14 protein-coding genes and 2 pseudogenes are annotated in these 11,548 nt (G+C 57.4%); 10 read left to right on the top strand and 6 right to left on the bottom strand.

Annotated features, from left to right (window positions below; genetic code table 11):
- Positions 1 to 21: 21 nt before the first annotated feature.
- Both E8F12_RS28450 and E8F12_RS28445 read right to left on the bottom strand, forming a co-directional pair.
- Positions 22 to 522: an outer membrane beta-barrel protein gene (locus E8F12_RS28450; protein ID WP_280328560.1), complete on the bottom strand. Its 501-nt coding sequence runs from the start codon at positions 520 to 522 to the stop codon at positions 22 to 24.
- Between the two features lie 37 nt (positions 523 to 559).
- The gene (locus E8F12_RS28445) at positions 560 to 1,255 is read right to left on the bottom strand and encodes a DUF3313 domain-containing protein (RefSeq protein WP_280328559.1); all 696 of its coding nucleotides are present in this window, start codon (positions 1,253 to 1,255) and stop codon (positions 560 to 562) included.
- A 348-nt stretch (positions 1,256 to 1,603) separates the two neighbouring features.
- Between E8F12_RS28445 and E8F12_RS28440 the strand changes: the two genes are divergently transcribed.
- Both E8F12_RS28440 and E8F12_RS28435 read left to right on the top strand, forming a co-directional pair.
- A complete protein-coding gene (locus E8F12_RS28440) occupies positions 1,604 to 2,449 on the top strand; it encodes a winged helix-turn-helix domain-containing protein (protein WP_280328558.1) in 846 nt (281 codons plus the stop codon).
- Positions 2,446 to 2,919, top strand: a complete 474-nt coding sequence (locus E8F12_RS28435; RefSeq protein ID WP_280328557.1) for a hypothetical protein — start codon at positions 2,446 to 2,448, stop codon at positions 2,917 to 2,919. The genes E8F12_RS28440 and E8F12_RS28435 overlap by 4 nt, the downstream gene beginning before the upstream one ends.
- Positions 2,920 to 2,979: 60 nt before the next feature.
- Here the strand turns inward: E8F12_RS28435 and E8F12_RS28430 are convergent, their stop codons facing one another.
- Positions 2,980 to 3,609 (bottom strand): hypothetical protein, encoded by a 630-nt coding sequence (locus E8F12_RS28430; protein ID WP_280328556.1) that lies wholly within the window; start codon positions 3,607 to 3,609, stop codon positions 2,980 to 2,982.
- A 247-nt stretch (positions 3,610 to 3,856) separates the two neighbouring features.
- Here E8F12_RS28430 and E8F12_RS28425 point away from each other — a divergent pair, with 247 nt between their 5' ends.
- From E8F12_RS28425 to E8F12_RS28415, 3 genes are all read left to right on the top strand, one after another.
- Positions 3,857 to 4,948, top strand: a complete 1,092-nt coding sequence (locus tag E8F12_RS28425) for a hypothetical protein (protein WP_280328555.1) — start codon at positions 3,857 to 3,859, stop codon at positions 4,946 to 4,948.
- Between the two features lie 27 nt (positions 4,949 to 4,975).
- The gene (locus E8F12_RS28420) at positions 4,976 to 5,440 is read left to right on the top strand and encodes a hypothetical protein (protein ID WP_280328554.1); all 465 of its coding nucleotides are present in this window, start codon (positions 4,976 to 4,978) and stop codon (positions 5,438 to 5,440) included.
- A 68-nt stretch (positions 5,441 to 5,508) separates the two neighbouring features.
- Complete coding sequence (locus tag E8F12_RS28415) at positions 5,509 to 6,126, top strand: DUF3313 family protein (RefSeq protein WP_280328553.1); 618 nt, start codon at positions 5,509 to 5,511, stop codon at positions 6,124 to 6,126.
- Between the two features lie 41 nt (positions 6,127 to 6,167).
- On the opposite strand, the pseudogene E8F12_RS28410 reads toward E8F12_RS28415, so the two are convergent.
- Positions 6,168 to 6,269: pseudogene (locus E8F12_RS28410) on the bottom strand (hypothetical protein); the annotation flags it as partial.
- Here E8F12_RS28410 and E8F12_RS28405 point away from each other — a divergent pair.
- Positions 6,237 to 6,539, top strand: a complete 303-nt coding sequence (locus tag E8F12_RS28405; protein ID WP_280328552.1) for a hypothetical protein — start codon at positions 6,237 to 6,239, stop codon at positions 6,537 to 6,539. The pseudogene E8F12_RS28410 and the gene E8F12_RS28405 sit on opposite strands and share 33 nt — an antisense overlap.
- A gap of 101 nt (positions 6,540 to 6,640) precedes the next feature.
- On the opposite strand, the gene E8F12_RS28400 is transcribed toward E8F12_RS28405, so the two are convergent.
- Complete coding sequence (locus E8F12_RS28400; RefSeq protein ID WP_280328551.1) at positions 6,641 to 7,204, bottom strand: TetR/AcrR family transcriptional regulator; 564 nt, start codon at positions 7,202 to 7,204, stop codon at positions 6,641 to 6,643.
- Between the two features lie 237 nt (positions 7,205 to 7,441).
- Here E8F12_RS28400 and E8F12_RS28395 point away from each other — a divergent pair.
- Positions 7,442 to 7,648: pseudogene (locus E8F12_RS28395) on the top strand (DUF1302 family protein); the annotation flags it as partial.
- Between the two features lie 10 nt (positions 7,649 to 7,658).
- Here E8F12_RS28395 and E8F12_RS28390 read toward each other — a convergent pair.
- Positions 7,659 to 8,096 carry a thioesterase family protein gene (locus E8F12_RS28390; RefSeq protein WP_280328746.1) on the bottom strand — a complete coding sequence of 146 codons (438 nt, stop codon included), beginning with the start codon at positions 8,094 to 8,096 and terminating at the stop codon, positions 7,659 to 7,661.
- Positions 8,097 to 8,336: 240 nt separating this feature from the next.
- Between E8F12_RS28390 and E8F12_RS28385 the strand changes: the two genes are divergently transcribed.
- The 3 genes from E8F12_RS28385 (at position 8,337) to E8F12_RS28375 (ending at position 11,479) form a co-directional block, all read left to right on the top strand.
- Positions 8,337 to 9,968: an AMP-binding protein gene (locus E8F12_RS28385; RefSeq protein WP_280328550.1), complete on the top strand. Its 1,632-nt coding sequence runs from the start codon at positions 8,337 to 8,339 to the stop codon at positions 9,966 to 9,968.
- Positions 9,969 to 10,169: 201 nt separating this feature from the next.
- Positions 10,170 to 10,766 (top strand): DsbA family protein, encoded by a 597-nt coding sequence (locus tag E8F12_RS28380; protein WP_280328549.1) that lies wholly within the window; start codon positions 10,170 to 10,172, stop codon positions 10,764 to 10,766.
- A gap of 8 nt (positions 10,767 to 10,774) precedes the next feature.
- Complete coding sequence (locus E8F12_RS28375; protein WP_280328548.1) at positions 10,775 to 11,479, top strand: SDR family NAD(P)-dependent oxidoreductase; 705 nt, start codon at positions 10,775 to 10,777, stop codon at positions 11,477 to 11,479.
- Positions 11,480 to 11,548: the final 69 nt, after the last annotated feature.

Genomic DNA, 11,548 nt, shown 5'->3' with positions numbered 1-11,548 from the left:
CAGGAGCCGCCGTGGATCGAATCAGAAAATGAAGTAGACGGAGGCGCTGGTCTGGTCCAGGTCGATATCACCGACTTTCAGGACTTCCTGCTCCACACGAACGCCGATATTCCTGAACAGGTCGAGTTCGACGCCGGCACCGTAGGTGAGGTCCATGTCATTGTCATCCCCGGCGGAATCTCCTTCGGCATCCCAGGCATGGACGCCGCCACTGGCGAACAGGCGGATCCGGTCGCCGATCGGGACACCGAGGTGCACCGCGGCCTGGACGGAATTGCCGTCGAAGCGTTGCCCATCGCCTTCGAACTCGCCCAGGTCGACCACTGCGCCTTCAATTGCCAGGTACGGATTGAAGCGGTAACCCGCGTAGGCCTTGTAGCTGTTATCGCTGTCGCCGAGGCTGTGTTCATCCGTTTCCACGTGGGTCACACCGGCACCCACATAAAGCCCTCTGTCGTCCGCAACGGCGCCAAAGGAAGCGAGGGTGAGCAGGGTTGCAGCAAGGTGTTTTCCGAATTTCATCTTTCTACCTGATGGTTCCTGTTAGGGGGTTTCCGGTTTAGTTGGAAGTGGCATGTAGGGCGTTCTCGCCCTGGAACTCGCGATCCAGTCGCTCGCGAAGTTGTCGCGCCTTGGCGTCGATTGCGGGGTAGAGATCTTCGGCAACGGGCGAGTCGGACGGGTCTATATCCGCGCTGCGCACCCGGTTCACGGCCTGGCCGAAGGTTTCCCCGTTCATGCCGTCGGTGACTTCGGTCTTGAAGAACAGATAGATCGTTTCATCCCGCAAGCCGGCCGTGTGCATGCCCAGGCCGAGGAGGAATCCAATCGGGACGTATTCCATGACGCTCATATCCCGCGGCGTCCGCTTGATATCGGCTATCGACACCTTGAGTGCGAGGGAGCGCGGAGTGGGGGTGTCGACGAGTTCGTAACCTGCGGATAAAAGTTCGTGTTGCAGTTGGGAGCGGAAACGGTTGAGAATTTTCCGTTCTTCCGCCGAGTCGAGGTCCTGGCTGGCACCATCCGCGGCGGAAACCAACCCAGTCGGACTCAGGAATATCTTCTTGTCATAACTTGCAGCAAAAAGGACGTCATTCCGTTTCCAGTAAATCATGTCTTCGCTCTTCTCGACCTGGGTATGCCCAAGGGGGTTGTCAAGTTGCTCTGAATGGCTGGAGTCAATCTTCGGGGCCATCGAGCAGCCGACCAGCGAGAGCGTGAATGGAATGATCGAAAGTAATTTCAGGTTCATGGAAAGTTCCAGAAGCGGATATTCAAAGGGCTTCGTCAGCCGTGTTTTCCGAGGTATTGCAGAAAGAACACTGCGCTAGCCGAGATCGCTGGATAGTGGGGCGATGTTGGCTAAGCTTCGGGGATCGGTCGCCTTGGCTGGTTAGGCTGGCGGGGGGCGACAACGGATGGAATGGTCGGGCCTCACACTCACGATTGTGGTGTGGGCAATTTTCACTGGAGAAGGTCGATACACCGAATCAAAAATCGTTATTTTCGGTTTTTGATCGACTTTGAAGACCAGTTGTGCGGGAAAATAAGGCAGCCGCCTGGCGGTCATCCATTATCAGTGCAAGATTCACCGGAAAGCATGAGAAACAAGTTTCAGTTTTTATTGAAGAATGGCGATACGGCGACTCTCGACGCTGCAACCAATCAATTGAGTTTCGGGCCGCAGGGGGGCGAGGTGAACTCCGTCACTTTGGCCTATGCGGAATCGCGACTCCTTCAACTGCTGTTGCTGGAGCCCGGAGAAATAAAGAGTCGCAACGAGATCATGGAGTTCGCCTGGGATAATCGCGTCGTCGCTGCAGGAAGTTTGAACCAGGCGATATTCACCTTGCGCAACCTGATCAACGACGGTCGTGATCACGACTTGTTGCAGACAGTTCCAAGGCGTGGCTATCGATTCAATGCCAGTTATGTAGTCGACGAAGTTGGCGCGGCTTCCGCCGAGGAAACCGAAGAAACCGTGGCTGAGGAAATCAGCTTGTCGAATGAAAATGCTCCCGAACCGGTGCAGGCGGAAGTGTTGCACGGTACCGGGATGAAGTTCGACTGGGGAAGGTTGCTGTTGCCAGCTTATGTATTGATGTCAGGGCTGCTTGTTGCGGTTTTCTGCTATAGAGGCGGACTGTTCGATGGGATGGGCTCCGAACTGGCTATTGCAACTGTGGTCAAGGGGCCGGTGACCTACCAGTTCGTCGGCGTGAACGAAGCGGAAACCGAAAGGTTGATGGCAGACTTCAAACCCGTACTGGAGTCCCGGGATGTTCACCCGGCAGGAGAGGTTTGGGTCAACAAGGCGAACAGGCTCTTTGACTTGAGTTGTGTGAGGGCGGATGGAAGGACCGGCAACCTGATGTTTTCCGAAGACAACAAGATGGAAAACCTGAAACTCGCAATGGTCCGCAAGTGCCTGGAGGACAGCCAATGAACTTCGTCCGTTTCAAGCACCTGTTCATTCTTTCCGGCATGGCATTGCTGGCCCTGGCCGGAATCGTCTTCGACCGGCCCGCCTATACCAAGGGGGTTTCCTACCACGGCACGAACAACATTGTCCTGAACAGCGGCGAGATGATCCACTCGGAAGAGCGGCTGATCATCGGCGACACCCTGAGCCTCGCCGTGATCGAAAAGTCGGACGCGAACCTGAATTACGCCTCCCTGTCTGCGAAGGCGGTGAGTTTTGGCAGGCGCACCCTGGAACTCGAGATCCAGCAGGCGCAGAGCAGCCGCAGCAACCCGCTTTCCGGGCTGAGCGAAGTTCCGGACGTGTTCTTCGGCCGACAGTACGGCCTGGCGACCGGGGCGGCCCTGCACCTTGAGTTCTTGCCGACCCAGGTGGAGAACACCATCTGCTACTACGTCCAGGAACTGGACTACGTCCGCTGTCTTTACCGATAAGGTGATAGCGGTGAATCCCCCGCCAACGGGGGATTCGAGCCAGGTTGGCGGCGCCCCGGTTCAAGAGCTGAAAAGCCGCTCGAAGAATCCATCCGGCAAGCTTTGCTTGCAGCCCTGGTATTGCCGGCTGTACGTCTCGGACCGATCCCCGACCCGCCCCGCGACAGTTTTCAACCAGGGCTTCCGCTCGTAGCTGCGCTTGCGATATCCGCCCCAGCCTTCGTGATAATTCAGGTACTGGGCGGAGGCGTTGGAGACGGATATCCCGTTTTCTTTCTGCGTCTTGCTGATGTACCAACCCATGAAATCCATGGCATCGCCAAAGTCGTCCCGTTCCGCTCCCCAGTTGCCGGTTTCCTTGCGGTAGTCACTCCAGGTCTCTGTCTTGGCCTGGCTGTACCCATAGGCGGAACTTACCCGCCCCCAAGGAATGAAACCCAATGCATAACGCCTAGGAGGCAGGGCGTCGCTACGGAAACTTGACTCCTGCTGCATGAAGGCCATTGGCACATACAGGGGGACATTCCAGCGCTCCTGCATATCCAGCGCACTTTCGTGCCAGCCTGACTTTTCCCTGAATATCGAGCAGATATTACTTTGGTCGGCGGGTGGCGATACTGCGCAACCAGACATCAGCAGTGCGAAAAGTACCGCAATGGAGGCGATCGTTCGCCTGTTGGAGTAGCGCATCTGAACTCCGTGGTGATGAACTTGAAAGTTGCGAAGCCAGACTCTGGCGAGAAAGCGGAATAGTACTGAGTCGATAGTCTGGATTGATACGTCTTTCAGGGGCGGATGGGGTGATTTGATAGAAAATGAATATTGATGACTTTGATTGGCTTCGCTCCCAGGGATAATTTCCGTAACGTGCCATGGCGAGAGTCGGTTATCGGACTCTGCGTGGCTTAATTTCCTAATGTTCGGCGAGTGAAGACAGTTGAGAGTCGAGAGTGTTTTCCGCTTTTTCTGCTGGGTGTCCTGCTGCCTGCTGGCAGTCCTGTCCGTGGGGGCGATCAACAGTTCGTTTGCAGGAGGAACGGCCATTTTTGTCGCGGCAGTCCTGCTCTGCCCGGACCTCTGGAATATCGTTAATCGCCTTGTTGGCAAGTCGATCGATGGCATTGTCTTCGCGACACTGGCCTTTCCGCTATTTCTGATTGGCGCCTATGTCTCGATAAGTTCTGAAATTCCGGATGCACTGTCGAAGGATCTGGCAAAGGTCTCCGGATATTTCCAGTCGCTATTCGACGGCGATGGGGAAGAAAAGGCCGATAAATCCTCCGGGCCGGAAGTTGACCAGGGGGCGTTGAGTTTCTTTCGCAATGTCATGGAGCAGGATTACCTGATAGGGCTGGCGGGAGGTAAGTCGGCCCTTGTCGAATTGGCCATGGTCAGGCCGGTCGAGCGCCTGCCAAGTTCCAGGTTGGCGAGTATCTATAAGGATGACGAGTTGGCAGCGGAAGAGCTCTACAAGGGCAAGAAGATAATCGTCAGCGGTGAAATCGTCGGTGTGCGCGTTAATTTTGCCGACGACGTTATCGTTGAACTTCCCGGTAACGATGATTTTTCCAATGTCCAGGCCGAACTTCACCGGGACGTGGGGCGATATAGCGGGCCCTTGATAGAGGGCGAATATGTCGGGTTGTACTGCAGCGTTCGCGGACGGGTTCTCAACGACACTGCCAGTCTTATCTATCTGGAGGGCTGCGAGTCGGCCGACTTCAGTCGTGACGCCAAGGATTACGCGAGCCACCTTGCCGAGAAGATGAGTGCCTGGCTGCATGGTGGCGGCGTGCATGAATTTCCCTCCGACTTCGCGGCTTCCTACTTTCTGGCGACCTACCTGACGGGCACCAGGCTACCGGCGGCAAACCCCTGCCGTGTCGAAGCAACTGCGCTCGAGGCGTGCATCAGTTCCCTGGAAGCGTTGAGCACGCGAAGCCTGTTCGAGATGGCCAGGGGCGATCTCGATCGCTGGCGCACGTGGCTGGCCCTGCCGCCCTTGGCCAGCCATGTATCCAGCCGGTGATCCACCCTGAAATGGTCCAGTCCGATGATGATTGATCATGCCGACCTTACTCCACGCAGCCTGGGCAGGCTGCTCCTGCCCGTGGGCGGGCAATTCAGGAAGGCCGCGAGCCTGCTGATCCTGGCGTTCACTTGCTGCTTCGCTTCCAGCGCAGCAGTCGCCCACGCCCAGCTGCGCGCGCACTGGGTCCAGGACATCGAAGAGGAAGCCACCTTCGTCGGCGTCCTGAGCCGCGCCGAAGACGAAGACATTCGATACGTCGACCTGAGCCTGGAGGTATTCAGCAATGGGGTGTCGCTGGGTACTGAGGTGCATCGGATCGAGCTTGCCGAAACCGTAGAGCTCTTTTCGCTGCCGGTAGAGGAGGGTATCGACTGCCTGGAAGTCGAGTCCGTCGTTGGCTTGGACAGCCAAGGCTTCGCAGTTCCCAGCGAAGAGACTCCACCTGCGGGCATCGATGATTGCCGCATCAGGGGCACGCGTTTTTTCTGATCCGTACGGCAGGTCCTGAGTGGGCTTCGGGCCCGCACCAGCCGTGATGGATCCACCGAGTACTGGAAATGATCCTGAAACTGAGCATCATCGCCCCGCTCCTGGCGGGGCTGTTGGCCGGCTGCACTGCAGCACCGCAGACACGCTCCGAGAATCCGGGGTTCCCGGACGACCATGCGGCTCTCGCTCCCCGAGCTGAGCATGGGGATGTCCGCTATTGGCAGGCCTCGGGGGTCGCCCTGGCTGAGCAGTATCGCAAGAGGGTTCTTCTGGAGCCGCCGCGGCTAGTGCTTTCGGAAGGTTCGGGGCTGGACTTCACTGCCAGAGAAATCGACACGCTGCTGTTTTTTTTCCAGCGGCAATTGCGTCGGGAACTGCTCTCGAACGGCTATGAGATGGTCGGCCAGCCTGAGCCCCAGGCACTGCGCATCCAGCTTTCCGTGACCGGTTTGAAGCGAACGCCGCAGGCCGACGCTGCCGAGCCCCAGGCAGGCGACAGGTTTTCCCTGTTCTTCGACGCCGACGTCAAGGATGCGATGAGCGGAGCGGCGCTGGCCCGATCCACCAGCTTCGTCGTGGGTGGCGAGCTGGCTGATTCGAGGATTCGGGTCGAGGATCTGCGTCCCGTGCTGGCGAGCAAAGCACGGGAGGCCAGGGAGCGGCTCGACCGGGCTTTCCAGCGTTGACTGACACCTGATGTCTTCTTTCCGAATGACTCGGCGCTGTCGTTGACGTTGATCCTACTGGCATCCCAGCCCAGCCCAGCCCAGCCCAGCTCCCGGCCCACGGTCTTGGCGTGGGCGGCGAATGCTTCGTTGGCTTCGATCAGGGCGCCACGGGTGCCAGCTTTGCATCGAACTATCAGGACATCGACGGGATCATCGTCCCTATGTCTCGCCGAGTGTTTGCTTACGACGCCGCAGGAATGAAGGTCGATTCGCCGCTCCTGGTGTCCATTGATTTCCACTCCGTTGCCTGGCGAAAGGACCAGGTACTCGGGCGCGCAGGTTGTGATTTCAATGGCCACTGGGTAACGGGTGGATTCCCGGAGAAAATCCAATCCCTGCTGATGGGCTCAACGAGCCCAGTATGTCGCTGAGTGGCCTTGAGCGATGTGCCAATCTCCCCCAAGCGAAGTTGAAATTCCGATTGTGCGAAGAGAAGCCGGCAGGGAAGGGAAATGCAGGCTGAAGCTGCTCATCACCCTTGGCGGAAGTGGTTTTTTTTTATGGCCCTGCGGGTCGAGGCAATGATCTCCTTTCGAGTCTTTTCCTTTTCGACCGCTCGGGACAATATCAATGCCCCTACACACTGGGCGATGATGGCCCAAGCAGCATCCGAATCGCCAACACGACTCGCCCAGGCCTTCTGGATTTGCTTCAGCCCCTTCTCAACAGCCCCCCGCACCTCAGGCTCTGCGCGAGCGATCTCCCCGCCGAGAGCAGGCAGCACACAGCCTTCCTCGGGATGCAGGACATGAAATGTACTCAGGTAGTCGCGCAAGCATCGCTCCAGCTGCTCACCGGAAGCGTTTTCCCCGCCCGCCAGCATTTCGGCGCTATTTCTGATCTCATCCTCGATCACGGCTTGGAAGAGTGCCTGTTTGGACGGGAAGTGACTGTAGAAAGCTCCTCCAGTCATGCCGACGGCGGACATCAGCGCATCTACTCCCGTCGAGCTGAAGCCACCTCTCTTCGTGATCGCCCTGGCGGTCTCCACCAACTTTGCGCGCGTCTCGATCTTGTGTGTCTTGGAGTAGCGCATCTGGGGCCTCTGGATTCGCATGAAGTGGATAAAGCGTAGTAAATAACTCGTTTACTAAACGATCGTTTCAGTATGGTTGAGCATGACGGATTTTCTGGAGTTCGACCCAGGTAATCGCGCTGTAATCCTAGGGCGTACCTCTAAGGGCGACCTGCAAAATCGCTCCTTGGGGCGCTTAACCGCGCCAAATCGGCCTCATTAGATTTGCCTTCACCTTCAACCACTCAGGTAGGGCAAATGACAAAAATTAGAATTGCCAACAACTTCAAGCCACATTTGGTGGCTGCCGCGGTCGCATTGGGCAGTAGCGGTCAGGCGCATTCGATCGGGTTTCAGGTGGGGGAGATCGAGGGGCAGTTCGACTCCTCGCTGTCGGTGGGCGCCAGTTGGTCCATGCGCGGGGCCGACAAGGACCTGATCGGCGTCAACAACGGTGGCGACGGCCTATTGGTGATTAGGTGTTCCGCACACAGGCCCGCTCGTAAGCTTCCAGGAATTCCTCAGGCATTCGCCGGGGTCTGCCGCTGGAGATCTCGACGCAAACAAATGAGGTTTGCGCTCTCAGCAACAACTGCTGATCGGCCGGCCGGATGATCTGGAAATGACGGACCAGCTTGACGCGCTTTTCCAGAGCGACGATCCAGGTGCCCACCAGCAAACGATCACCTTCGTAGGCGCTGGCCAGATAGTCGAGCTCGTTGCGAACCACGGCCATCCCACGATCCATTCGTTGGTAGTCCGACAACGACATGCCCAGGCTCAAAGATTGCGTCCACGAGCACTGCTCGAGCCACTTCACGTATATCGAATGATTGACGTGACCCAGGCCATCAATATCTGCGTTACCCACCACGACTTCGATCAGAAAAGGGTTCGGTCTATCCCAATTCATTCCGATTGACTCCTGCATGGCTTTCTCGCGAATGGGCAGTGCCTGGAAGGGGCACTCCGGTGACGGTTTGAAGACTCAAGGACGGCATTGCACTTCACTTCGAATCACGTTTGACACGCCGAGGAGCATAGCATAACGTTCGTTCAGTAAACGATCGTTTTTGTATGGCGGGCAAGCCGCCTGGCAAGGAAAGCAAGTCTCCTCAACAACAGAACAACAGCACGAATGCGGGAGTCGTCAATGCAGCAGCGGATCTGGCATCAGAGTTATCCATCTGATTTTCCAAAAGAAATTGATACAGCTGACATCAGTACGCTTGTCGCCACCCTCGAGCGATCGTTCAGGCGCTATCCCGATCGTATTGCGGCTTTCTGCCTTGGCGAGGCATTGCGCTACGGCCAGCTGGAAGTGCTATCGAAGAGACTCGCCAACCATCTCCGACAGCTGGAACTCGAGAAGGGTGATCGCGTTGCCTTGATGATGCCCAATTGCCTGGCGTACCTCGTGGCAATGACGGGAGCTCTCCAGGCCGGCTTGACCATCGTCAACGTCAACCCTCTGTATACGCCCAGGGAGCTGGAGCACCAGCTCCGTGATTCGGGGAGCAAATGTCTCATCATCGCTGAAGGACTCACCCAGGCCTTCGAGCAGATCGCAGATCGTACGGCAGTAGAGCATGTGCTCACTGCTCCCTTGGCAGCATTGATGGAGAGGGTTCGTACACACGAATCAGGGCAAGCATCAGTTCAGCCACATTCGTCGACTGGCTCCACCCGGCCCCTTGCTGCCGTGATTGCGCACAGTGGGGAATCTCATCGAGGCGATCTGCAGGTAACGCTGGACGACATTGCGTTTCTGCAATACACCGGCGGTACTACGGGCGTTTCGAAAGGGGCGATGCTGACCAACAGGAGCGTGGGTGCCAGCCTGAAGTTGATTCTTCTGTGGCTAGCGCCGTCGGCACAAGACGCCCAGATTTCCATCGTGCTGCCCTTGCCGCTCTATCACGTGTACCCGTTGGCTGTCGCCCTGTTGTCGATTGCGACAGGTGCCAATCTTCGCCTCATCCCCAACCCGCGGGATTCGGCTTCAGTACTGGACGAACTACGACGTGAACCCTTCGATATGTTCATGGGGGTCAATACACTGTTCAACAGCCTGGTCGACTATCCAGAGCTTCAGGGCGTCGATTTCTCCCGGACGAGTTACGTGATAGGTGCGGGAGCGTCTGTACAGCACGCTGTGGTGAAGCGCTGGGTTGCAGCCGGAGGTCCGCCGATTACTGAGGCCTACGGCCTGACGGAGACCTCCCCCTGCGCCATGTTCAACCCTCCGGGCAGAAATGGCAGCATCGGCGTGCCGATGCCCTCGACCGATGTTCGCGTCGTGGATGAAGACGGAGCCATTGTTCCGCTCAATGTTCCCGGCGAGCTGCTAATCAAAGGCCCCCAACTGTTTGCCGGCTACTGGAACAATCCCGAGGAGTCGAGCAAGGCCTTTACCCCGGATGGCTGGTTCAAGACCGGCGACATAGTCACCATGGGCGAAGACGGATTCATGCAGATTGTCGATCGCAAGAAAGACATGATCCTGGTCTCGGGGTTCAACGTGTATCCGAATGAGATTGAGGCAGTGGCCGCTGCGCACCCGGACGTGGTGGAGTGTGCCTGCATAGGTGTGCCGGACGCCCGATCGGGTGAGGCGCCTCATCTATTCGTCGTCCCCAGGCGCCCAGACGTGACGCCGGAGCAGATCAGAGAGTATTGCCGAGAGCGTCTGACGGCCTACAAGATTCCGCGATACATCACGTTTACCAGCGCATTGCCCAAGTCCCCGATCGGGAAAATCTTGCGTAAGGACCTGCGGCACTAGCCAAGCTGCGCAGCGATCAGGTTAGAGCGCTCGGACCTGACAGCCGCACAGAGCACTCGTCAATTGACCCGCGTTTGGGCTGAAGCCAGGGCTTGGCCATGGTCCAGCGCCGCAGATTTTCCAGACGTTAGCTAGCTGAATTTTTTGGGCTTCTGGATTCCATTTGACATCCAGAAGCCCAGGCACCACAGGAGAAATGGCATGTCGCTGGAGTTCGTGCTGGATTACAGGAGCCCCTATTCCTACCTGGCGAACACCCAGGTAGCGGATTTGAGCCCCCATACGGTTTATCAGGTTGTCGATATCGTCAACGTCATGGGGAAGGTGCACAACCAACCCTCGCCTGCGTGTCCGGCCAAAGCGCGTTACTCGGCCATCGATTCGGCCCGCTGGGCCAAGCTCTACGAAGTTGCCTGGGCACCCAACCTGGCATTGCTGGGCGCGATGAGAGACCGCGATTTCGATGGCAGTTTTATCAATCGCGCCGGCTTGGCGGCTCAAGAGCTGGGCGTGTTCGAGATTGTCAATTCAGCGTTGTTCGCTGCGGTCTGGGCGGGCCGCGACGATCTGCTGACATCGGAAGGCAAGAGCACGTTTCTCAAGAAGCAGGGTTGCGACATCGACATATGGGAGTACTCGAACTCTGCCTACATCAAGGAACGCCTGGCCTCCAATGACGAAACCGCGGCTTCGCGCGGTGTATTCGGAGTCCCATCCTTCTTTGTGGGGGATGAGCTGTTCTTCGGTAACGATCGGATCGAATTCGTTCGGGCCGCCTTGAAAAAACTGGCCGCATGAGGTGCAGCATGAATAGTGGAAAAGTGGCTGTAGTGACTGGTGTAGGACCGGGCACAGGAGTGGCTATCGTCCGGCGCCTGGTAGGCGAGGGTTACAGCGTCGCCATGCTCGCGCGCAGCGAAGAACGCCTCACAGCGTTAGCCAATGAACTCCCCAATTGCTTTGCCTATCCGGTCGATGTCACCGACTTTCATAAGCTCCACGACGTACTGGATCAGATCGAGACTGGCCTGGGGGCTCCAGAAGTGCTGATCCACAACGCCGTAGGTGGTGCCTTCGGGAACTTTCTGGAGATTGATCCCAAGGTCCTGGACCTGAACTTCCAGACCAATGTGATGGCTTTTCTCCACCTGTCGCGGCGTTTGGCTCCAGCCATGATCAAGGCCGGCCGTGGGGTGATCATCGCGACCGGAAATACCTCTGCGTGGCGAGGCAAGAAGAAGTTTGCTGGCTTTGCCCCGACCAAGGCGGCGCAGAGAATTCTCGCCGAGTCGATCGCGCGCGAACTGGGGCCACAAGGCATCCATGTCGCCTATCTCACGATTGATGCCGTTATCAACGTTGACTGGGCAAGAAAGCGATATCCGGAAGCTCCGGAGGATTTCTTCATCCAGCCTGACGACATAGCCAGCGAGGTTCTGCACCTGGTGCGGCAACCCAAAGGTGCATGGACATTCAACGCTGAAGTGCGTCCGTACCGAGAGAACTGGTAATGGGTTGCCGGGTATTCAGTGAGATTTCGCGCGTTGGCTATCCGGGCCCGATGAGGAAGCAATATGGGC

The sequence above is a fragment of the Pseudomonas sp. BN102 genome (assembly GCF_029871245.1).
Lineage (GTDB): Bacteria > Pseudomonadota > Gammaproteobacteria > Pseudomonadales > Pseudomonadaceae > Metapseudomonas.
The sequence above is the reverse complement of the archived record's forward strand: the minus strand, read 5'-3'. Positions and strand labels throughout refer to the sequence as shown.

Excerpts from the sequence above, each read along its gene's own strand:
- E8F12_RS28375 (WP_280328548.1), top strand. The coding sequence starts at position 10,775 with ATGAATAGTGGAAAAGTGGCTGTAGTGACTGGTGTAGGACCGGGCACA.
- E8F12_RS28430 (WP_280328556.1), bottom strand. The coding sequence starts at position 3,609 with ATGCGCTACTCCAACAGGCGAACGATCGCCTCCATTGCGGTACTTTTC.
- E8F12_RS28435 (WP_280328557.1), top strand. The coding sequence starts at position 2,446 with ATGAACTTCGTCCGTTTCAAGCACCTGTTCATTCTTTCCGGCATGGCA.
- E8F12_RS28400 (WP_280328551.1), bottom strand. The coding sequence starts at position 7,204 with ATGCGCTACTCCAAGACACACAAGATCGAGACGCGCGCAAAGTTGGTG.
- E8F12_RS28440 (WP_280328558.1), top strand. The coding sequence starts at position 1,604 with ATGAGAAACAAGTTTCAGTTTTTATTGAAGAATGGCGATACGGCGACT.
- E8F12_RS28420 (WP_280328554.1), top strand. The coding sequence starts at position 4,976 with ATGATTGATCATGCCGACCTTACTCCACGCAGCCTGGGCAGGCTGCTC.
- E8F12_RS28390 (WP_280328746.1), bottom strand. The coding sequence starts at position 8,096 with ATGAATTGGGATAGACCGAACCCTTTTCTGATCGAAGTCGTGGTGGGT.
- E8F12_RS28450 (WP_280328560.1), bottom strand. The coding sequence starts at position 522 with ATGAAATTCGGAAAACACCTTGCTGCAACCCTGCTCACCCTCGCTTCC.
- E8F12_RS28415 (WP_280328553.1), top strand. The coding sequence starts at position 5,509 with ATGATCCTGAAACTGAGCATCATCGCCCCGCTCCTGGCGGGGCTGTTG.
- E8F12_RS28445 (WP_280328559.1), bottom strand. The coding sequence starts at position 1,255 with ATGAACCTGAAATTACTTTCGATCATTCCATTCACGCTCTCGCTGGTC.
- E8F12_RS28380 (WP_280328549.1), top strand. The coding sequence starts at position 10,170 with ATGTCGCTGGAGTTCGTGCTGGATTACAGGAGCCCCTATTCCTACCTG.
- E8F12_RS28385 (WP_280328550.1), top strand. The coding sequence starts at position 8,337 with ATGCAGCAGCGGATCTGGCATCAGAGTTATCCATCTGATTTTCCAAAA.